Source organism: Fortiea contorta PCC 7126, assembly GCF_000332295.1.
Classification (GTDB): Bacteria; Cyanobacteriota; Cyanobacteriia; order Cyanobacteriales; family Nostocaceae; genus Fortiea; species Fortiea contorta.
Map to the genome: position 1 here is coordinate 4,619,161 of NZ_KB235930.1, position 21,112 is coordinate 4,640,272.

21 protein-coding genes are annotated in these 21,112 nt (G+C 43.4%); 12 read left to right on the plus strand and 9 right to left on the minus strand.

Annotated features, from left to right (window positions below):
* Nucleotides 1–190 precede the first annotated feature (190 nt).
* Entirely contained in the window at nt 191–1,486 is a 1,296-nt protein-coding gene (locus MIC7126_RS0121490) for an ABC transporter substrate-binding protein (RefSeq protein WP_017655220.1), read from the minus strand.
* A 109-nt stretch (nt 1,487–1,595) separates the two neighbouring features.
* Between MIC7126_RS0121490 and MIC7126_RS0121495 the strand changes: the two genes are divergently transcribed.
* The 5 genes from MIC7126_RS0121495 to MIC7126_RS0121520 all read left to right on the plus strand — a co-directional run bounded on the left by MIC7126_RS0121495 (nt 1,596) and on the right by MIC7126_RS0121520 (nt 7,680).
* Nucleotides 1,596–2,366: a YebC/PmpR family DNA-binding transcriptional regulator gene (locus tag MIC7126_RS0121495; protein WP_017655221.1), complete on the plus strand. Its 771-nt coding sequence runs from the start codon at nt 1,596–1,598 to the stop codon at nt 2,364–2,366.
* A 148-nt stretch (nt 2,367–2,514) separates the two neighbouring features.
* A complete protein-coding gene (locus tag MIC7126_RS30700; RefSeq protein WP_154655946.1) occupies nt 2,515–2,805 on the plus strand; it encodes a hypothetical protein in 291 nt (96 codons plus the stop codon).
* A 35-nt stretch (nt 2,806–2,840) separates the two neighbouring features.
* The gene (locus MIC7126_RS0121510; RefSeq protein WP_017655224.1) at nt 2,841–4,100 is read left to right on the plus strand and encodes an FAD-dependent hydroxylase; all 1,260 of its coding nucleotides are present in this window, start codon (nt 2,841–2,843) and stop codon (nt 4,098–4,100) included.
* 651 nt (nt 4,101–4,751) lie between these two features.
* On the plus strand, nt 4,752–5,216 hold the full coding sequence (locus MIC7126_RS0121515; protein ID WP_017655225.1) for a hypothetical protein: 465 nt from the start codon (nt 4,752–4,754) through the stop codon (nt 5,214–5,216).
* Nucleotides 5,217–5,484: 268 nt separating this feature from the next.
* A complete protein-coding gene (locus MIC7126_RS0121520) occupies nt 5,485–7,680 on the plus strand; it encodes a lytic transglycosylase domain-containing protein (RefSeq protein ID WP_017655226.1) in 2,196 nt (731 codons plus the stop codon).
* Between the two features lie 46 nt (nt 7,681–7,726).
* Here the strand turns inward: MIC7126_RS0121520 and MIC7126_RS0121525 are convergent, their stop codons facing one another.
* Both MIC7126_RS0121525 and MIC7126_RS0121530 read right to left on the minus strand, forming a co-directional pair.
* Complete coding sequence (locus MIC7126_RS0121525; RefSeq protein WP_017655227.1) at nt 7,727–8,017, minus strand: hypothetical protein; 291 nt, start codon at nt 8,015–8,017, stop codon at nt 7,727–7,729.
* The gene (locus tag MIC7126_RS0121530; protein WP_017655228.1) at nt 8,014–8,466 is read right to left on the minus strand and encodes a hypothetical protein; all 453 of its coding nucleotides are present in this window, start codon (nt 8,464–8,466) and stop codon (nt 8,014–8,016) included. Before MIC7126_RS0121530 ends, MIC7126_RS0121525 begins: the two co-directional genes overlap by 4 nt.
* Nucleotides 8,467–8,615: 149 nt before the next feature.
* Between MIC7126_RS0121530 and MIC7126_RS0121535 the strand changes: the two genes are divergently transcribed.
* From MIC7126_RS0121535 to MIC7126_RS0121555, 5 genes are all read left to right on the plus strand, one after another.
* A complete protein-coding gene (locus MIC7126_RS0121535; RefSeq protein WP_017655229.1) occupies nt 8,616–8,870 on the plus strand; it encodes a helix-turn-helix domain-containing protein in 255 nt (84 codons plus the stop codon).
* 33 nt (nt 8,871–8,903) lie between these two features.
* Nucleotides 8,904–9,740, plus strand: a complete 837-nt coding sequence (gene tatC, locus MIC7126_RS0121540) for a twin-arginine translocase subunit TatC (RefSeq protein ID WP_017655230.1) — start codon at nt 8,904–8,906, stop codon at nt 9,738–9,740.
* Nucleotides 9,741–9,831: 91 nt separating this feature from the next.
* Complete coding sequence (locus MIC7126_RS0121545) at nt 9,832–10,206, plus strand: DUF433 domain-containing protein (RefSeq protein WP_017655231.1); 375 nt, start codon at nt 9,832–9,834, stop codon at nt 10,204–10,206.
* On the plus strand, nt 10,203–10,595 hold the full coding sequence (locus MIC7126_RS0121550; protein WP_017655232.1) for a hypothetical protein: 393 nt from the start codon (nt 10,203–10,205) through the stop codon (nt 10,593–10,595). The genes MIC7126_RS0121545 and MIC7126_RS0121550 overlap by 4 nt, the downstream gene beginning before the upstream one ends.
* A 6-nt stretch (nt 10,596–10,601) precedes the next feature.
* Nucleotides 10,602–10,937: a tRNA-binding protein gene (locus tag MIC7126_RS0121555; RefSeq protein ID WP_017655233.1), complete on the plus strand. Its 336-nt coding sequence runs from the start codon at nt 10,602–10,604 to the stop codon at nt 10,935–10,937.
* A gap of 20 nt (nt 10,938–10,957) precedes the next feature.
* On the opposite strand, the gene MIC7126_RS0121560 is transcribed toward MIC7126_RS0121555, so the two are convergent.
* Nucleotides 10,958–11,266 carry a DUF3067 family protein gene (locus MIC7126_RS0121560; RefSeq protein ID WP_026100446.1) on the minus strand — a complete coding sequence of 103 codons (309 nt, stop codon included), beginning with the start codon at nt 11,264–11,266 and terminating at the stop codon, nt 10,958–10,960.
* Nucleotides 11,267–11,496: 230 nt separating this feature from the next.
* On the opposite strand from MIC7126_RS0121560, the gene petC reads away from it, so the two are divergent.
* Entirely contained in the window at nt 11,497–12,036 is a 540-nt protein-coding gene (gene petC, locus MIC7126_RS0121565; RefSeq protein WP_017655235.1) for a cytochrome b6-f complex iron-sulfur subunit, read from the plus strand.
* Nucleotides 12,037–12,105: 69 nt separating this feature from the next.
* Entirely contained in the window at nt 12,106–13,107 is a 1,002-nt protein-coding gene (gene petA / locus MIC7126_RS0121570) for a cytochrome f (protein ID WP_017655236.1), read from the plus strand.
* 494 nt (nt 13,108–13,601) lie between these two features.
* On the opposite strand, the gene MIC7126_RS0121575 is transcribed toward petA, so the two are convergent.
* From MIC7126_RS0121575 to glyS, 5 genes are all read right to left on the minus strand, one after another.
* Complete coding sequence (locus MIC7126_RS0121575) at nt 13,602–15,191, minus strand: glycoside hydrolase family 57 protein (RefSeq protein WP_017655237.1); 1,590 nt, start codon at nt 15,189–15,191, stop codon at nt 13,602–13,604.
* Nucleotides 15,192–15,368: 177 nt separating this feature from the next.
* Entirely contained in the window at nt 15,369–16,217 is an 849-nt protein-coding gene (locus MIC7126_RS0121580) for an HIT family protein (RefSeq protein ID WP_017655238.1), read from the minus strand.
* A gap of 182 nt (nt 16,218–16,399) precedes the next feature.
* On the minus strand, nt 16,400–17,218 hold the full coding sequence (locus MIC7126_RS0121585; RefSeq protein ID WP_017655239.1) for a class I SAM-dependent methyltransferase: 819 nt from the start codon (nt 17,216–17,218) through the stop codon (nt 16,400–16,402).
* Between the two features lie 225 nt (nt 17,219–17,443).
* Entirely contained in the window at nt 17,444–18,838 is a 1,395-nt protein-coding gene (murD, locus tag MIC7126_RS0121590; RefSeq protein WP_017655240.1) for a UDP-N-acetylmuramoyl-L-alanine--D-glutamate ligase, read from the minus strand.
* A gap of 87 nt (nt 18,839–18,925) precedes the next feature.
* Entirely contained in the window at nt 18,926–21,076 is a 2,151-nt protein-coding gene (gene glyS, locus MIC7126_RS0121595) for a glycine--tRNA ligase subunit beta (protein ID WP_017655241.1), read from the minus strand.
* Between the last annotated feature and the right edge of the window lie 36 nt (nt 21,077–21,112).

Sequence of the window (21,112 nt, forward strand, 5' to 3'; positions counted from 1 at the left end):
GCGCCGCACCGTCAAGAATTTAAGGTGCGTTAGGAACGAGAGTACGGCGCCAAGATCAAGCGGTGCGTTACGGCAATTTATACTGTTGCTCATACCCAAATGCTGTTACTCCCGTAACACACCCTACGGAATATTTACTGTTCCCTATTCCCTGTTCCCTATCCCCACTGGAAGACTTGTTCAGCAAGCCCTATTTAAATATCAAATCCAAGCGCTGCTGGCTGGCTTCTAGGGCTGCAGTGGGAGACATTTTTCTTAATAATACAGCTTCAATGGCACGACCTAAATTTTCAGAAATGCGATTATAAGCGGGAAAATTGGGACGCGATCGCCCATATTTAGCTTGGTCTAAAAACACTTGAACTTGGGGTAATTTCTGGATAAATTCTTGATATTTGGCACTTTGTCGAGACTTTAAATTCACAGGTAAATAGCCAGTTCCTTTAGCTAATTCTGTCTGAAATTCTGCACTTAAAACATATTCAGCAAATTTAAAAGCCGCTTGTTCTCTTTGACGATGAGTTTTGAAAAAAAACAAATTCTCTCCACCAATGCTAGTAGCAGGTTTTTGGGCTATGGGAATTGGGAACACAGCAAAATCAACACCAGTTGCTTGTAATTCTCCCAAAGACCAAGGGCCATTTAATTGCATGGCGATTTTACCAGCTAGTAAGTCTGCTGTTTCATAGCCCCGTTCTGGTGCAGATAATACAGCCGCACCACTTGTAATTAAATCACGCCAAAATTCTAAAGCAGCGATCGCTGGTTGAGAATCTTGCAACACTACCCCAGCCGCACTGGGAGAATCACTATTGACCAATTCACCGCCACTACTCCACATAAATGGTAGCCAAGTAAAGACAGTAAATTCTCCTTTACCTAAAGGTAGCCCCATTCCGTATTGATCTATGCGTCCATCACTATTAATATCACGAGTTAATTTCTCAGCAGTTTGTTTTAACTCTTCCCAAGTCCGGGGTAAATTAGTAATTCCTGCGGCTTGAAATAAGCTCGGACGATAAAAAATCCCGACGTTATTTGTCGCAAAAGGTATAGACCAAATCTGACGTTTATACGTCATACCCGCGAATAAACTAGGGTCAATTTCCGCTTTTATTGGTGAATTTTCCAGAAATTTATCTAAAGGAATCAAAGCATTTAAATCAACTAACTGACCAGCGATCGTCGGGTTATACCACAATAAATCTGGAGGCGCATTTCCCACAACTGCTGTGAGAATCTTGGGCATTTGTTGATCCTGTTGCCCAATATAAAGTGACTCGACTTGAATATGGGGATGGTTTTGATTAAAGTTATCTATCAATTTTTGTAAGACATCTCGATTGGCAGGCGGATTCACTCCATGCCATAAAGTAATATGAACGACTTGACTATCTTTAACTCTCGGCAAAATTGTTGAAAATACACTTACAGCTAAGATGCTCAAAAGCAATAAAAGTAGCCAGTTTCTTAGGGAATGTATCATTGTTTCTTTATGATTTGTTATTTCGTTATCTCTCCCTCACCTCCCCACCCCTGATTAGCCTGAATGGGTATATCCTAATTTTGTCAGCACGTTTAAATAAGTTCAGATTATGGCGGGACATAGTAAATGGGCAAATATTAAGCGTCAGAAAGCGGTAGTGGATGCTAAGAGGGGAAAAACTTTTACTCAGCTGTCGCGGGCGATTATTGTGGCGGCTAGAAGTGGTATACCTGATCCATCAGGAAATTTTCAGCTGCGGACAGCGATTGACAAGGCTAAGGCTGCGGGTATTCCTAACGAAAATATTGAAAGAGCGATCGCTAAAGGTGCAGGTACATTCGGCTCTGATCATCATAGCTTAGAAGCGATTCGCTACGAGGGCTACGGCATAGGTGGTGTAGCAATTTTAATTGAAGCCCTGACGGATAACCGTAATCGAACTGCGGCTGACTTGCGGGCAGCTTTGAGTAAAAATGGTGGCAATTTGGGAGAAACAGGTTGCGTTAGCTGGATGTTCGCCCAAAAGGGTGTGTGTGTGGTATCGGGAATAGTCGATGAGGAACTGCTGTTAGAAGCTTCCCTCGAAGGCGGTGCGGATTATTATGAAATGTCTGCAGACGAAATCGCCGAAGTGTTTACCGAAATTGAAAATTTAGAAACTCTACAGCAAACACTCAAAGAAAAAAGTTTTTCAGTTACTGATGTCGAATTACGCTGGATTCCCAGTAATTATGTTGAGATTATTGATCCAGAGCAAGCGCGATCGCTCTTGAAGTTAATTGATACTCTAGAGGCATTAGATGATGTGCAAAATGTCACATCTAATTTGGAAATGGCAGAAGAACTGATGGGGAGGTGGGGGGATGGGGAGGTGGGGTGATGGGGTGATGGGGGGATGGGGGGATGGGGGGATGGGGGGATGGGGGGATGGGGGGATGGGGGGATGGGGGGATGGGGGGATGGGGGGATGGGGTGATGGGGAGGTGGGGTGATGGGGTGATGGGGTGATGGGGTGATGGGGCGAGCCTTTGAGCCTGAAGCGTGAGCCTTTGAGCCTGAAGCGTGAGCCTCTGAACCTGAAGCGTGAGCCTTTGAACCTGAAGCGTGAGCCTTTGAGCCTCAAGCGTCAGCCTTTGAACCTCAAGCGTCAGCCTTTGAGCCTCAAGCTTGGACTTCAGAACTCAAAACATCCTATTCAGAACCCAAAGCTTCCGTCCCATCCCCCCACCTCCCCATCTCCCCATCTCCCCATCCCCCCACCTCCCCACACTCCCCACCTCCCCACACCCCCATTTGCTCTAACAAGGGCGATCGCGTAAAAATAATAAATAAATTGCTGTAATTTCTCTTAACAATGCCGCTAATGCAGCTGTCTCCAACCCCCTCCCCACTCTCAATACCAACGGACAAGCGGGGATTCGATTATGATTTGGTTATTGTGGGCGGCGGGATTACTGGATTAACCCTAGCCGCAGCTTTAAAGGATTCTGGCTTGAGTGTATTGCTGATCGAAGCCAAGGTCGCATCAGCCGCTGTCGCTAAAGGACAAGCCTATGCGGTGCATATGCTTTCGGCGTTGATTTACCAAGGAATTGGCGTTTGGGACAAAATGTTACCCCAAATCGCTAAATATCGCCAAGTTCGCCTTTCTGATGGTGATTATTCCCAAGTGGTGGAATTTACCACCAGCGATTTAGGTACGCCGGAGTTGGGTTATGTGGCGGAACACCAAGCGCTGCTGGAGCCTTTGCAAGAGTTTGTCCAAGATTGTCGCCATGTGACTTATCTGTGTCCAGCGGAAGTTGTCAAGACAGACTACCAGACGGAAATGGTAGCCGTTGATATCAAAATTGCTGGGGAAATACGGACAATCCGCAGTAAATTATTGGTAGCCGCTGATGGGTCGCGATCGCCAATTCGCCAAGCGGCGGGAATTAAAACCTTGGGCTGGAAGTATTGGCAATCATGCATTGTGGCGTTTGTCAAGCCTGAAAAACCCCATAATGATACAGCCTACGAAAAATTTTGGACTAGCGGCCCCTTTGCGATTTTACCTCTGCCAGGGAACCGCTGCCGAATTGTCTGGACAGCACCCCATGAAGAAGCAAAAGCTTTGTGTGCTTTGGATGACGAACAATTTTTAGCGGAACTCAGCCGTCGCTATGGTGATCATATGGGTAAGTTGGAGTTATTGGGCGATCGCTTTATTTTCCCGGTACAACTAATGCAAAGCGATCGTTATGTCCTCCCTCGACTGGCTTTAATTGGTGACGCTGCTCACAATTGTCATCCTGTAGGTGGACAAGGTTTAAATTTGGGGATTCGAGACGCAGCTGCTTTAGCGCAAGTCCTCGAATCAGCAACCCTCGCGGCTGAAGATATCGGCAAAATTCAAGTCCTCAAACGCTACGAACGCTGGCGCCAGTTAGAAAATCTGACAATTTTAGGTTTTACCGATTTGTTAGACAGGGTATTTTCCAATAACTTTTTACCAATTTTGCTAGCTCGACGCCTGGGTTTATGGATTATGCGCCGATTACCTGCATTGAAAGTTTTCACTCTCAAATTGATGATTGGTTTGAAGGGACAGACTCCAGAATTAGCGAAGCGGTAAAATCACCTAACCATCTATGTGGAGGCGTTGCCATGCAACGCCTCTAATATATCGCAATTAATATGAAATGGTGATTTTTTTAGTTAATCGAACCTTTATAATTTCCACATCAATTTTTATTGTTTATTGTTGATGTTTTTATACAACTTGATGTTGACAAACAAAATTTATTGCAGTCAGTCCTAGTCTAAGTTTTGCCCAACTTATCACTGACAATCTATCTTGTTGATGTGAAATAAATTATATTTCACCAATAATTATTTTCTCTTATATTAAAAATTTAAATATTAATTCAGGCTCGATTTTTTGTTTAATAGCCAACAAATTTTGTAGATTGTTGTTACGGCAGTGCGTAAACTAGGTGCATCTCATTAGTTCTGACGTGTATTAGTTTGTAGTGAGGGCTTTAGTCTTCGTTGTTATCGCTTAAACACTGACTACAAATTCATCAAAATTAATGGGACAGACTACTAGTGATGCGTTTCATTGTTCGGTAAAATTCCTATTTTATTTTGGGGATATGGATGAGTAATTTTGCTGCTTTGAGAGCGCAAAGTTTTTCCTCAATAATTTAGGACTTTTATAGAGCTATCAATTCATCATCGAAACAACATGTTTTCTTGGACAATCTCATAATTTGGTTAAATTGTCATGCTTAAATTTATCGCTCCCAATGAAATTCAAATAGAATTATCCTGGAAAAGAGCACTGGGTTGTAACAGCAAAGACCCGGTAAAATTCGGTGATATCACTGTCATTCTTAACGGAGATTTGCTCTGCTACCACGATTTATATCATCTAGAAGTTTCCTGTTTAAAAAGAATCAAAATGGGAAAATATCAAGTAAGTGGAATTCATGGAATCAATTCGCCAATATTTCATGATGAACCAATTGTCGCTGAATATAGCGGTCTTTTAGATGAAGCTCGTGTAGCATTTCATGAATGCCTAACTCGCACAACAATTTTTAATACACTCAAGTTGTTAGGCTGGATGATTTGGTTAATTACACAGCGCATAAATCCCATTGGCGTTTTAATTGAGCACTTGCGGGTATTAAATCGTGACATTCTTTTTTTACATGGAAAAAATAAATTAATTGCTCGATTAAGATAACTGCTGGAATTTTTATTTGTTATTTGTACAATTTTTAGGTGGATTGATGCTGTGTGGTATGGTTTGGTTGATGCTCACTGAATAACTTCACAAGACTAAGTTTCAAGGGATCAAACATACCCTATCGAGCCAGTAGCAACACATCTATCAACTGGAAAATTTATATTTTTTGGCAAAAATTAAAAATTTAACCAGAAAAAGTGATTACACTGCCCGCTAGTAGTGCTAGAGTTTCAAGAAATTAATCTGAAATTTTCAGCGGGTATCCATGCTGAAGCATCTCAAAAAAAATCCAGTTCCGATAATTGCGGGTGCAGGACTATTTGCCTTTTTAGCAGGCGCAATGGTGTCAGCGCCGGAAATTGGCAAATCCTTAGGACAATGGCTCAAACCAGGCGATGGTAAGCCTGAACAGATATCTGAAGCTACCAAAGCTCAATCGTCTGTGTACCCATTGGTATCAGAATCTTTGCCAGAAAGAGCAGCAAAGCTAGCAGCCATAGCTCAGGATTCTCGCTCACCAGATCAAAAACGCGCTCGTTATCTGTTAGCGAGTGATTACATTGAGAGAACCCAAGCTAAAAAAGCTCTGGCTTTGCTGACAGGCTTAGAAAAAGACTATCCTATCCTCGCGCCCTATATTTTGCTCAAACAGGCGCAAGCTGAAGATATGCTGGGTGAGGAAGGTAAAGCCTCGGATTTAAGGCAAAAAGTCCTGAAACAATATCCCCAAACCGCCGCTGCAGTTAAAGCTATTTATTTAATCGCCCAACCGAAGCTTCAAGATACAGCGATCGCTAAATTTCCTTCCCACCCCCTAACTTGGGAAATTATCCGCAAGCGGTTGCAAGAAAATCCCGAACAGCCACAATTACAGTTAATTTTGGCAAAATATGCCACAGACCAACCCGGAATTGTGGGAGTGTTGGATAGTCTCGTCAAACAACCAAACCTCACACCAGCAGACTGGGAACTTATTGGAGCGGCTTACTGGCTCAATAGTGAATTTGGCAAAGCTGCAAAAGCTTATACCAAAGCACCACCCACAGCCGAAAGCCTCTACCGAATTGGTCGCGGTTTACAAATTGAAGGGAAAGAAAAGGAAAAGGCGATCGCCACCTACAAACAACTGCTACAGCAATTCCCAGAGGCGCGGGAAACGGGAACTGCTCTACTCCGTCTCGCAGAATTAGCCAAAACCCGCAAAGATGCAATACCATATCTCGACCAAGTAGTCAATAAATTTCCTGACATCGCCGGTCAAGCCCTAGCAGAAAAAGCCAAAATTTTGCAAGGACTCAAAGATAATCAGTCAGCCGCCAAAACTTGGCAATTACTCCTGAGCAAGCACGGTAATTCGGAAGAAGCCGCAGAATATCGCTGGAAAATTGCCCAGGAAAAGGCTAAAGCTAAAGATTACCTCGGTGCTTGGCAATGGGCAGAACCAATTACAACCAACAACCCCAACAGTATTTTGGCTCCCAGAGCGGGTTTTTGGGTGGGTAGATGGGCAACTAACCTGGGAAAACAGCAAGAAGCGAAAACTGCCTATGAGTACGTGTTGAGTCAGTTTCCTCAGTCATATTATGCTTGGCGATCGGCGTCAACTCTAGGACTGAATGTCGGCAACTTTAACACGTTGCGGCAAATGAACCCGGAATTAGTCCCCTTTCAACGCCCAGTCCCAACTGCAGGTTCTGAGACTTTTAAAGAATTGTATCTGCTAGGGCAAAACCGCGATGCTTGGTTGCAATGGGAAACAGAATTTCAAAACAAAACTAAACCCACCGTCGCCGAACAATTTACTGAAGGGTTAATGCGGCTGGCGAATGGCGAAAATCTCATCGGAATTGACAAAATTTCTAAATTGGAAGACAGGGAAATTCCCGCCGAACAAGCTGAATATCAAGCCCTCAGCAAACAAATCATCTACTGGCAAGCTCGATATCCCTTTCCATATTTTCAAGAAATTGTCAAGTGGTCGAATGAACGCAAGCTGAATCCCTTGCTAGTTACGGCTTTAATCCGACAGGAATCGCGGTTTGAGTCGAAAATTAAATCTGTCGCCGGGGCTACTGGGTTGATGCAGGTAATGCCGGATACAGCTAAATGGATTGCACCGCAAATTAAGTTGAATACCAAGGATATTAATTTAGAAAATCCCAACAACAACATCATGTTGGGGACTTGGTATTTGGATCATACCCACGAGCAATATAACAATAACACTCTGCTGGCGATCGCTAGTTATAATGCTGGCCCTGGTAACGTTTCCAAATGGTTGCAAACTCTCTCTACCAAAGACCCAGATGAATTTGTGGAAGAAATCCCCTTTGATGAAACCAGAAATTATGTGCGTCAAGTACTTGGTAATTACTGGAATTATTTAAGGCTCTACAACCCGGAAATTTCTAGCATTGTTAGCAAATACTCTGCTGAACACCCGAAGCTACCAACACAATAAATTTGGGAAATGGGGCATAGGAAATTTCCTTTGTCCCCCATTTCTTCTAGGCTGCTTGCAGGTTGCGTGGACGATAACGCAGAATTATCATTGACGGTAAACTTGAATCTGTCGGTTCATATGTCTCATAGTGGCTATAATCCCAAATTTGGTTTTCATCGCCGTAATGAGAGGCAGTGTATGTAGTTTTGTAGTTGCGAGTACCAATGTGCAGTTGATTGGTAATAAATTTTTGTAACGCTTCTTCCATTAGCGTCGGTAAAAAAGCAACTTCTCCACTCAATGCTTCCGCTTCACAATCTGCACAAGGTAATTCTACAAAAACTGTCCCTTTCATCTTCCTGTTCCTCCCGTAAATACGCAAATCCACTTTTTGGTTGCTGGGTCTTGTTTCAATTCAAAAGTTGCCCCAATTTTACTAGCACGATTGCGGCATATTTCCACCGCTTTGCTTCTATTTTTAGTATCTAGCGGATCTTCCCAAGTACCTACTTCTCTAATTTCGTCTGGATATTGGGTATAGTCTTCGTGTTGAAATAATCTACCATTGGGCGTCAGTTTTACTTTACGCCCTTTGTCGTTTTGATACACGAAGTAGACAACGGTTCCACCCAGAATCCCAACTCCCACCAGCACGCACCCTACGCCAGCAGTACCGGCACACAGAGCCACTGGTGCTAACACAGCTGGGTTAGCGTTGGCTGGACGCGAAAAATCTGAAAAAGGGAGCGCCAGTGATATTGCAACAGCAATACCCTGTTGAAAATTGACGTTAATTTTTGGCATAATGTGATTACCAAATTTTGGATAGAGAAGCGCTTTAGTTTACGAGACGGGGCGCTTTCTCTATGTTCTCATAGTAGACCATCGTACGACGTTTGACAATAGAAATGAGACAACAATTTACATTAAAGGAGAAGTTTCAGGTAGATACGGTGAAAATCAGGCGCTACACAGATGTTGAAGTTATGGGATTAGGAGCAAAAATCAAACAAGCTAGAAATCTGGATGGGCGTTCAGTAGAAATTTTGGCGGGAGAGGCAGAAATTAGCCGTTCTTACTGGCATGACATCGAGGCAGAAAAGGTGAGAGATGCTTTACCAGAAGTTACTTTGAGAAAGATTGAGCGAGTACTTGGCGTTGATTTTGGGATCAGCTTCAATGGCGAAGCCTCCAACAATTCCAGATAAAATAGTTTAGAAAAGTTGCCAAATAGCTGACTCATGACACCACAAGATACAGATAGTGCATTGCAGTCCGCTCAACTGGGCGAACCCACGGATGCGGCTGATTCCAACTCTGGCGATATTGATTTGGAAGAATATAGCGACGACGACACCGACCCCCTCGATGAATTACCCGGAGAGGTCGAAATGGGCTTCTTCGACCATTTAGAAGAGTTAAGACAGCGAATTTTTTACGGGCTGATTGCGGTAGTGGTGGCCATTGTCGGGTGTTTCTTCGCCGTTAAACCCATTGTTCAGTTACTAGAAGTTCCCGCACAAGGAATCAAATTTCTGCAACTGGCTCCTGGAGAATATTTCTTTGTCTCAGTCAAAGTTGCAGCCTACACAGGCTTGCTGCTTTCTAGTCCGTTCATCCTTTACCAAATTCTCCAGTTTGTCCTTCCTGGACTGACTCGCCGAGAACGCCGCTTAGTGGGGCCAGTGGTTTTAGGGTCAAGTGTGTTATTTGGTGCGGGGTTGGTATTTGCTTATTCTCTGCTCATCCCCGCAGCTTTGAGATTTTTCATCAGTTATGGCGCTGATGTTGTCGAGCAATTGTGGTCGATTGAGAAATATTTTGAATTTGTTTTACTGCTGTTATTCAGCGTTGGTTTAGCATTTCAAATTCCTGTAATTCAAATGCTGCTCGGCGCTTTGGGGATTATTTCTTCGGGACAAATGCTTTCTGGTTGGCGATTTGTAATCATGGGGTCTGTGGTTCTGGGCGCTATTCTCACACCCTCCACCGACCCCCTCACCCAAAGTTTATTAGCAGGGGCGGTGCTAGGACTTTACTTTGGTGGTATTGGCTTAGTGAAGCTGATAGGTAAATGACAACAGAGTCTAAAACAGAAAATTTCTGGATATTCTGACACCTCACTTTTTGTGTAGGATTTTATCGAATTGGATTGCCAGGAGTAAAGGTATGACTTCAGCATCAAATGGACAAGCAGCTATCATTCGTACAGAACGCGGACTGACGATCGCTCCTACACGCATTACCCTCTATGATGTGATAGATTATCTTGAATCAGGATGGTCGCCAAAACTCATCCGAGATTGGTTGCCTTTAACAGAAGGACAACTTGAAGTAGCACTCTCCTACATCGAAACCCACCGTGACGAGGTAGAAACTGAGTATCAAACCGTTTTGCAAACAGCGCAGGAAATCCAAGATTATTGGAACCAAAAGAATCGTGAACGGTTAGCAAAAATTGCCAAGATATCTCCCAAACCTGGACAGGAAGAAATTCATGCCAAGCTTCAAGCTTGGAAAACAAAACTAGGGCTAGCTCCATGATCGTTTTGGTTGACCACCATTTGGAGGGCTACATTATTCTATTACAAGGAGCTTTGGCAAATGGGGGATGGCTTGATTTGTTGTCAATCCGTTTTGTGTTGCTAGAAGAAGTTGGGCTAGCAGTTGATAGCAGTGACCGAGTAGTTTGGCGATTTGCTCAACAGAGTCAAATGATTCTTTTAACTGCTAATCGGAAGATGAAAGGCAGAGATTCTCTAGAGCAGACAATTCGAGAAGAAAATGCGCCTACATCGTTTCCTGTAGTAACGATTGGGAGAGTAGATAGGCTTAGTAACCGCGAATATCGAGAACAGTGTGCGGCTCGTCTTGTCGAAATTATCATGTATCCCGAAACTTGTGTAGGAGTTGGTCGAGTATTTATTCCGTAGAAATGAATGTCACAAATTAGCTACGAAGATTTTGAAAAAGTCGAAATTCGTGTTGGTAAAATTATCCAAGTAGAAGAGTTTACTAAAGCAAAAAAACCTGCTTATAAGCTATGGATAGATTTTGGTGATTTGGGTGTGAAAAAATCTAGTGCCCAAATTACCAAGCTTTATCAGCACGAGGATTTATTAGATAAATTAATATTAGCTGTTATCAATTTTCCGCCTCGACAAATTGCCGATTTTATGTCAGAGGTTTTAGTTTTAGGTGTGGTTTTAGATGACGGTGATGTGGTTTTAATTCAACCAGATAGAGCAGTGCCTTTAGGCAAAAGGATTTTATAGAAAAGCACCATTCCCATCAATCATAATATCCACTCCGAGGTGCGTTCACCCAAATCGAGAGGAATACTGACAGCTTTGCCCAGTCGGGGACGCTCGCGGGTTTGTGTAATAAATCTTTGCACTTGCGTTGTGCCACCCAAAGCATGAAGATAATTAGCAATAGTGTCCAGATGGGCTTGATACTCGTCCTCACTCATGGGGAAAGAGGCTTGCTCTAAATACTTCCACATGACTTGGAGAAATATCTTGCCTTGCGATCGCCGGAACTGGACATCATAAGAGTGTCCCCACTTGTCAACCAACATTTGACGTAATTCCTGTCCTGTCATAGCTTGTTTCATTGAGATTTTTACATTTAGTTATGATGTTAAGTTCCGTAACTCAAGTATGATAAGGATATAAAGAAATGTAATGCTAACAGAAAAGATGCTAGAAATATCTTGGAACACAGAAGTATGGCATCGTTGTAGGCGTTAGCATTTCGACTCAGACGGGAGTTACTTAAGTACTAGTGCTCTTGTCAAAATGCTTAACAAAATACACAAAGAGCGCGTAGATTATGGCTCAATTTTCTGAATCAGCAGACGTACCCGATATGGGGCGTCGTCAATTCATGAATCTGCTCACTTTTGGGACGATCACTGGAGTGGCTCTGGGAGCATTGTATCCCGTTGTTAAATACTTTATTCCACCTGCGACTGGTGGCAGTGGCGGCGGGACAACGGCAAAAGATGAGCTGGGCAACAATGTTAGTGCCGCTAAATTTCTAGACAGCCATAATGTAGGCGATCGCGCCCTAGTTCAAGGACTAAAAGGCGACCCGACTTATTTAGTTGTAGAAAGCAAAGAAGCGATCGGTGATTACGGCATTAATGCTATTTGTACCCACCTAGGTTGTGTAGTCCCCTGGAACGTGGCTGAGAACAAATTTAAATGTCCTTGCCACGGTTCCCAGTATGATGCAACAGGTAAGGTGGTACGCGGCCCAGCACCACTTTCATTAGCTCTGGCACATACCAAAGTTGAAGACGATGCAGTGGTTTTAACCCCTTGGACTGAAACCGACTTCCGCACCGGCGAAGCAGCTTGGTGGGCTTAATCAGTTAACTGTTAACAGTTAACGAATGACCGATAACCAATTCATCACCGAACCATTGTCCTTATTGAGATGAGAAATGCTTTTACAACGGCGAGGATAACTCGCAGCGCCAGAGCAATAGTAAAAACATTGCTCATAGCGATCGCCACCGTGACCTTTTTCTTCACCAGCGATCTAGCCCATCCCCAAGCTGCTGCTGCTTACCCCTTTTGGGCACAGCAAACCTATCCGGAAACCCCCCGCGAACCAACAGGGCGGATTGTTTGTGCTAACTGTCACCTAGCAGCCAAGCCTACGGAAGTTGAAGTTCCCCAGTCAGTACTACCCGATCAGGTATTTAAAGTTGCTGTCAAGATTCCCTACGACACCAGCCTGCAACAAGTAGGTGCTGATGGTTCTAAAGTAGGCTTAAACGTCGGTGCTGTATTAATGCTACCCGAAGGGTTCAAAATTGCTCCCGAAGAACGTTTAACTGAGGAGTTAAAAGAAGAAACTGAGGGATTATTTTATCAACCATACAGCGACGACAAAGAAAATATTGTCATCATCGGACCTCTACCCGGTGAGCAATATCAAGAAATTGTCTTCCCAGTACTTTCTCCCAACCCCGCAACTGACAAGAATATCCACTTTGGTAAATATTCAGTTCACGTCGGTGGAAACCGAGGCCGCGGACAAGTTTACCCCACTGGTGAAAAGAGCAACAACTCGGTTTATAACGCTTCTGCTACCGGCACAATTAGCAAAATTGCCAAAGAAGAAGACGAAGACGGTAACGTCAAGTATTTACTGAGTATTCAGAGTGAGTCTGGAGAGGTAGTTACTGACACCGTTCCCTTGGGCCCAGAACTGATTGTTTCTGAAGGACAAGCAGTGAAAGCGGGCGACGCTTTGACCAGCAATCCCAACGTTGGCGGATTCGGTCAACATGATGGAGAAATCGTTCTACAAGATGCTAGCAGAATTCAATGGCTGATTGCCTTCATCGCGCTGGTAATGACTGCTCAAGTACTGCTGGTATTGAAGAAGAAGCAGGTTGAGAAAGTCCAAGCTGCAGAAATGAATTTCTAAATTCTTTGCTAAATCATCTATTTTCAGACAGGCTTATTTTGCCTGTCTTTTTTATTTGTTACTGAATTTTTTTTAGCTAGTTTGTGATTATTCTAATTTCTCATCAGTACAAAATCATTGCTGAGTATCTGAGCGTGAAAAAATCACAGTGTTTATACGTGGTTATGAATTGAGATAACTGCTTCATCTTTACCATCAAAAGATAATTTCACGGTGCGTCAAGATAAATAATTGACTAAACTCATTTACCTAAGTAAGTAATGACTAATCTGCTCAGAATCACTAAACTGTAGTCTCAAAGAGAGATTGCAGACCGTCAAAGAGCCTAAGAAAGTGACACTTCTCTGTTTTTGTACTCAGTTAGAGTTCAGTTTATTGAATTAAACCGTAGTAGCCAACTACGGTTTTTTGTTTTTAGAACTGACGCAACAGACTTCACCACCCGTGCTGACAAGGAACAATCAAGCGGGTCTTCCCCTCGTCAGCGCAGTAACTTATAAAGGACGGTAAACTCGATAGTTGATGTTGGGGAAAATATTATCCATCAATTCCACTTTTTCGAGCCAACCACTATCGACCTTGCCGATTTTAACGTCTTCATACAGCTTATTGAAGCGCATTAAGTGCGATCGCGTCCTTCTAACTGCATAGGGAACCATTGTTCCTGTCCGCATAATAAACGCCCAGTCGGAAGATTGCGCTAGTAGCAGTTCTCTAGCAGCTTGGTTGAGCGCTTTCCACTGCAAATCATCTTCAGGTTCCAAGTGGGAAATTTCAATCATCCGTTCAGCAGCTTTGTGCAAATGTGGATAAATCCAAGCATTTGTTTCGTTTAACCAATATTCATGGAACCCTTTGAAACCCCAACTCGATTGTGAGGGACGACAAACTTGCTGATTTGGATGCGCTCTCAAGTAATCTGCTAAGTGAGTCATCGCATAAGTTCCTTGGTCATACCAGGACTTGCGGAAGAGGTAATCAATGAACCAAGGGCCCTCATACCACCAATGCCCGAATAACTCGGCATCATAGGGTGAGACAATAATCGGTGGACGCTGCATAATTCCATGCAGATGCTCTGCTTGTCGTTCCCGATTATACATAAAATTAGCAGCGTGTTCAGCGGCTTTTTCCTTTGCCCAATAAGGGTCATACAGTGCTTTATCAGAAAGACCTAAGCCGCGCCCTGTAATTTTATGATACTTAATCCCTGTATTTTTACGCTGACCATTTGGCATGATGTATGGCTTAATATACTCATATTCAGCCTCCCAGCCCAAATCTTTATAAAACTCGCGGTATTCTGCAGCACCAGGATAGCCCACCTCCGAAGACCATACCTGTTGAGAAGATTCATGATCTCGACCGAAAGCTGCGACACCAGTTTCTGTAAAAATTGGCGAATAAGTGCCAAATCGCGGACGGGGACGAGCATAAAGAATACCATGTCCGTCAGTCAGGAAGTAGCGCAAGCCAGCATCAGCCAACATCCGCTCTACGCCTTCATAATAAGCGCACTCAGGCAACCAAATTCCTCTAGGAGCTTGACCAAAGGTTTCTTGATAGTGTTCACAGGCTACTTGAATTTGTGCCCACACTGCTTGTGGATACATTTTCATCAATGGTAGATAGCCGTGAGTCGCGCCACAAGTAATAATTTCTAAGTTATTGGTATCTTGATATTGCTTAAAGGCTGTTACCAAATCACCTTTGTAGTGTTCCCATATCTGGCGCGCTTCGTTAAACTCAGTGGCATAATGTTCAGCCAAATAACGAATATGTCCATTGTGGACATTACGCTCTGCTTCCAGTTCTATAAGTTCTTCTAATTGGGCTAGGTGTGCGTCATAGCGTTCTTGCAATAAAGGGTCACGGAGCATTGACACTAGAGGTGGTGTCATGCTCATCGTGATTTTAAAGTCAACGCCGTCTCGCTTTAAGCCTGCAAATACTTTCAACAAGGGAATGTACGTTTCGGTAATGGCTTCATAAAGCCATTCTTCCTCCAGCACATAATCACTTTCTGGGTGACGAACGAAGGGTAAATGTGCATGAAGTACAAGCGCGACGTAACCTATTGCCATAATGCTTCTGGGGTGTTACTTGTGTGATCTAGGTCGAGGAGTTCGGCGGAAATTAACAATATTTTAAGACTTTATGGGGATTGTGAAGGTACCGGCTTCAACTATTCACACAAAGTCGGGGCGATTGGAGATTAGTCACTGCTCTATTCCCCATTCCCCATACACCAGATAACTGAGTTAGCTTTTGGGAATTACGCTCCTGATCCCACTTTTGCCAACAGTATCACCTTTGTAACGAGGGATGATATGGATACTGGTGTGCATAATATTTTGACCTGCGGCTCGATTAATGTTCATACCGACATTAAAACCATCAGGTTGAAATTCTGTTGTCAGAATTTCTTGGACTTTATTCACCATAAACCAGCAAGCAGATTGTTCTTTAAACGATAACTCGAAATAATTGCTAACGTGTCGTTTAGGAATTACTAAAATATGTCCTTTATTAAGAGGATAACCATCAAAAATGGCATAAGCTGTTGCTGATTCGGTTAAAAGTTGCAGATGTTTATGGGGATTGCAGAATATACAATAATTAGGAGAATTTTTCTGATAGTTATAATGGGTATATTCATAAATTTCCCGATTTTCATCGGCGAGAATTGAAGTAAAAGGAAGTTTAACGATGCATTGATAGGTGGGTTTTTTATGGACGTAATGCTCTCTAAAACCTTCTTTGCTAACATCTCTTCTCACAGCATAATAAGCTTTACCGCCTGGTTTTAATAAGCGTGATATTGCCATGAGGATATGGGCTTGTTCTTCAGGAAATAAAACATTTAAAACATAGAAACAAATTATCGTGTCAAATTGCTCATGGGGATATTGGGGAAAATAATGTGGGTCGTAGCCTGTAATGTCATAACCTTTTTGTTGTAATAATTTTACATCTTGACCAAAGCCGCAACCAAAGTCTAATATTTTGCCACGCAGCAGATTTTGATTGAGAAGAAATTTGGCTGGAAACGATAGATAATTTCTTTCAATCGCTGTGAGATGGCTAAACTGATTTTTGAGTTGTTGCATGGAATTTTGGTACAGATGTCCCCTGGTAGTAATTCATCATCAAGTCACTTGATGTCTTAAACTACTTGGTGACAGCTATAAATAGAGATATAGGAGAGCAATTATTATTTTTGCTCACCTTGGGAAGCGATCGCCTCAGAATCAACACTTAGTTAATCTCAACACGTAGTATTGCTACGGCTCTACAAAGGTTTCAGGTTGCGCGCCCAAGCTTGTGTGACGCGGAATATACCAAACGCTGTGGTGTCGTCATCAGCTAACGCCCTCAGTTGAATTAGCATCTGGTCAATTTCTGCTTGCGTTGTCAATTCAGCCGCAATCAAAGCAGCCGCACCCTCTCGCAAAGACAAATCAACTATGTGCTTACCCTCTCCGCGGGATATCACTGATTGAATCATACAAACTTCTGGCGCTGCCAAGCCGATATCTGAGAAACAGCGATATAAACTAGCGCCTAGGCGAAAATGTTGACCACGCAGATCACTAATTGCTAAGAAAAGCTCTATACAACGATCATACGCAGGAGAAGGAGGATCGCAGAAACTACAACTAATATCCACTTCTTCACAAACTAGTATGCCCCCAGGCTTGACTAACTCCAGCATTTTTTTGAGTGCGTGGGTGGGTTTGGTGAGATGAGAGAGCAGAAAACGGCAATAAACTACGTCAAAGGAATTTTGAGGTAATCCCGGTTCATAGGCGCTACCTTCGACAAATTTTATATTGCTTAAACCTTGAATATCTGCATTCAATTTTGCCTGTTCTAGTTGTGCGGCGCTGATGTCTACACCAAAAACTGCGCCATTGATTCCTACCGCTTGGGCTAGCCAGTGAGAGACGTTTCCTGTACCACAGCCGATGTCTGCTACTACCATTCCTGATTCTAGTCCCACTCGCCGGAAAAGAAATTCGGTATAAGGTTTGTGGATGTGATTGAGAATTGAGAGCCGATAGGCGCCTAATTCCCCAGTACTGAGTGTATAGCGATCGTCTGATGTCATTTGCTTGCTCCCAGAAGTAGAGGTATTTTAGATTACCTGGATTAATTTCGCCTACCAAGCACGCGAATGTGATAAAATTTCTCAATACCTTTCTTTTTCTTTGTACCTTTGCGCCTTTGCGCCTACCCTGCGGGAAGCCGCTTTGCGTCTATGCGTGAGACAAATTCATATTTACAATCAGCAACGTCCATTAATTATCTAGTTTCAGAATAGTGACACAGCAGGTTAATGCTGATTTGCTACCCACTGCAAGCAAATTTCTCGAAAATCATCGCCCCGTACTTCAAAGTTGGGATATTGATCAAAACTGGCACACGCAGGGGAGAGCAAAACTACGGCTGCTTGATGCTGTTTGGCTAATTCTGCTGACCTAGGAATGGCTTTTGCCATTGTTTCCACAATTTCGTAATTAGTATATCCCACTGCTTGCAAGCGTTGGGCAAATGCATCAGCAGCAGCACCAATTAATAACACAGCGGCGGCTGAGGAGTGAATTTTGGCTAGCCAGCCTGTATCATCACCTGCTTTAGCTTCACCACCGGCGATCAAAATTGCTGGACTTTTCACCGATGCTAAACCAACTTCCGCTGCATCGTAGTTAGTGGCTTTGCTGTCGTTAATAAAGTCAATTCCTTCCCAAGTGCAGATGTGTTCTAAGCGATGGGGAACGCCGGGAAATTCTCGCACTCCCCGTTCAATAGCATCGGTGGAGATTCCTGCTAACCGCGCCGCTGCTACAGCCATGAGCAGATTCTGCTGGTTGTGTTCTCCCACCATCCGCAAAACCGATACTTCCACGATAGGTGTTGGTGTAGATGTTGCGGTTAATTTTTCCACAACCCAACCACTTTCTATATAAAAACCTTTTGCGCCAATTAAATATTCTTGTCCCTTGACACTTGTCCAATAGGCATCAGGCCAATGACTTAAGCCGACTTTGCCCAGGTGAGCATCATCCCCATTAAATATTTGCAACTGGGACTGACGCAATAATTTAGCTTTGATGTTGTAGTAGTTATCTAAAGTTTGATGGCGACTGAGATGATCTGGGGTGAAGGTTGTCCAGACACCGATGTGGGGAGTGAGTGTGGATGATGACTCGATTTGATAGCTACTGATTTCGGCAATTACCCAGTCTATGGTTGGGGAATTATCGCTGTTTTTCTGAGACAGGGCGACTTCACAGGCGGCGTAGCCAATGTTACCGCAGGCTGGGGCGTTCAATCCAGCTGCTTGAAATATGGCAGCGATCAGGGCGGTGGTAGTGGTTTTGCCGTTTGTACCAGTAATTCCCACCCAGGGGAGGGATTGTAAATGTCGCCAAGCGAGTTCCATTTCGCCGATGGTTTCGATGCCTAATTCTCGTGCCTTGAGAAGTGAGGGAATATCCCAAGGCACGCCGGGACTGACTACTATGAGTTGGGGTAAATTATCATCACTGAATGCTAGGGAATTCCCTAGTTTAACGGTGATTTGCTCGGTAGCGAGTTCTTGTTGTTGTTGAAGGAGGGTAGGGGAGGAGTTGCGATCGCATAGCTCTACCTCCCAGCCTTCCTGTTTCAACAATCTCGCCGCCGCAATACCGGACTTTCCCAATCCAATAACTGAAGCTCTGAGCATAGACTGTGTGTAGCAGAGGTCCCTGGTTAAGCACACCTTATAGTATCGTTTATTGGCTGAAATTACACCTCCTTTTGTTGACCTAGGCTACAAATTTTTGACGATCGCTCCAAAGTCAGCTAAAACACGGGCATGATTCCGCAATAATCCCAATAAATGTAACCGATTACGCTTGATTTGCGGGTCGGAGTCCATTACTAAAACACTGTCTTCTCCGTCAAAAAAGTTACTAACTGTGGAGGTAATTTTTCTTAGCGCTGCTACTAACAGTTGATAGTTTCTGGTTTCCTGGGCTGCTTGTGTTTGCGGCACTAATTCGACTAAGGCCTGATAAAAAGCAGCTTCGGAAGCTTTTTGAAATAGTTCTTTTTGAACTAAGTTTGTGGGTTCGAGTTTTTGTGTATCTAAATCGCCTTGGGCGGCTAATCTTGTGGAACGATTGACGGTTTCATAGATGTCATCTAAAGTGCCATTATTGCGAATTTCTTGCAGATATAAAGCGCGATCGCGCACATCTAATAAATCTTTTAAAGCTCGTTCTGCATACTCCGGATCATTCTCTCCCAAAACAGCATTAACTAGGTCATAATCTATTTGTTTTTCTTCTTGTAATAAGGTGCGGATGCGTTGCAGAAAAAAGTCTCGCAAAGCGGTAATTAATGTTTGCTGTTCTTTATGATAAGCGGCAACAAAATCTGTAGTAATTTGCTCTAACAATTGAGCTAAATTAATTGATAAATTCCCAAACCAAACAATGTTGACTACAGCGTTGGCTGCTCGACGTAAAGCAAAAGGATCAGAAGAACCGGAGGGAATTAAACCTAACCCAAAGATACTCACGAGGGTGTCTAATTTATCAGCCAAAGCTACGATTTGACCTGCAAGTGTTTGGGGTAAAATATCATCGGCTCCCCGTGGTAAATAATGTTCAAAAATCGCTGTGGCTACTGCTGCTGATTCACCGCTAGCCAATGCATATTTTTCACCCATAATTCCCTGGAGTTCGGGAAATTCATAGACCATTTGGGTTACTAAATCAGCTTTACACAATAAAGCGGCTTTTTGGATATTTTGCTGTTGATTGTCTGTTAGTTGTAGTTGATTGGCAATTTGTGCGGCAGTTTTCACAATTCGCTCTACCTTGAGACGCAGTGAACCTAAGTCTTCTTGGAAGGTGACTTTTTCTAACTGCGGCAAAAAGCTTTCTAGGGGTTTTGCTAAATCGGTATTATAGAAAAACTGTCCATCGGCTAACCTTGCTCGGATCACTCTTTCATTACCAACAGCCACGATATCTGCTTTGCTCGTGTCACTATTAGCAATGGTGATAAAATTAGGGAGTAGTTCCTTGTTATTTGCAGTTTTGAATACAGGAAAATAACGCTGGTGACTGACCATAACGGTGGTGATTACTTCTGTAGGTAAATTCAAAAATTCATCTGCAAATTTACCGACCACTGGCGAAGGCCATTCTACTAAGTTAGTCACTTCCGTTAACAAATATGGGTAGATTTCGGCGTGACCATTTAACTTTTGTACAGATGCGAGGACTTGTTCTTGAATAATTTTTGCTCGTTCTTCAGCATCAACAATCACGTAAGCAGAGCGGAGTGTGGTTACGTAATCATTAGCCTGGGAAATTGTCACCAGTTCTGGATGCAAAACTCGATGACCGTGAGAAAGGCGTGAACTCTTGACAACCTTAGAACCATTTACCAATTCTATCGGCAATATCACCTCATCTAACAAAGCCACCAACCAGCGAATCGGGCGGGAAAACCTCACATCCCCATCACCCCAGCGCATCAACCGTTTACCTTCCAGACCCCAAATCCATTGGGGAACTAGTTCGGTGAGAATTTCCGCTACTGGGCGTCCGGGAATGCTTTTGTTAATAAACACAAATTCCCCTTTATCTGTGGGGCGAACTTGTAAGGCTGTTAGTTCCACACCTTGCTTTTTCGCAAAACCCGCAGCTGCTGGTGTCGGTTTCCCGTCTTTAAAAGCAGCTTGGGCGGGAGGGCCTTTAATTTCTTCTTCTCTGTCTGGTTGCTGGGCTGGTAGTCCTGTAATCAGCACCGCTAGACGCCTAGGAGTACCGTAAACCTTCACCCCAGCGCTGGTGAGATTTTGGGCGTCGAGACTTTGGGGAATGCGGGTTGACCACTGGGCGATCGCATCACTCACAAAGCTTGCAGGTAGTTCTTCTGTACCAACTTCTAATAAAAAATCTGCCATAGGACAACATATCGTAAAACAGTCAGTCCCAACAGT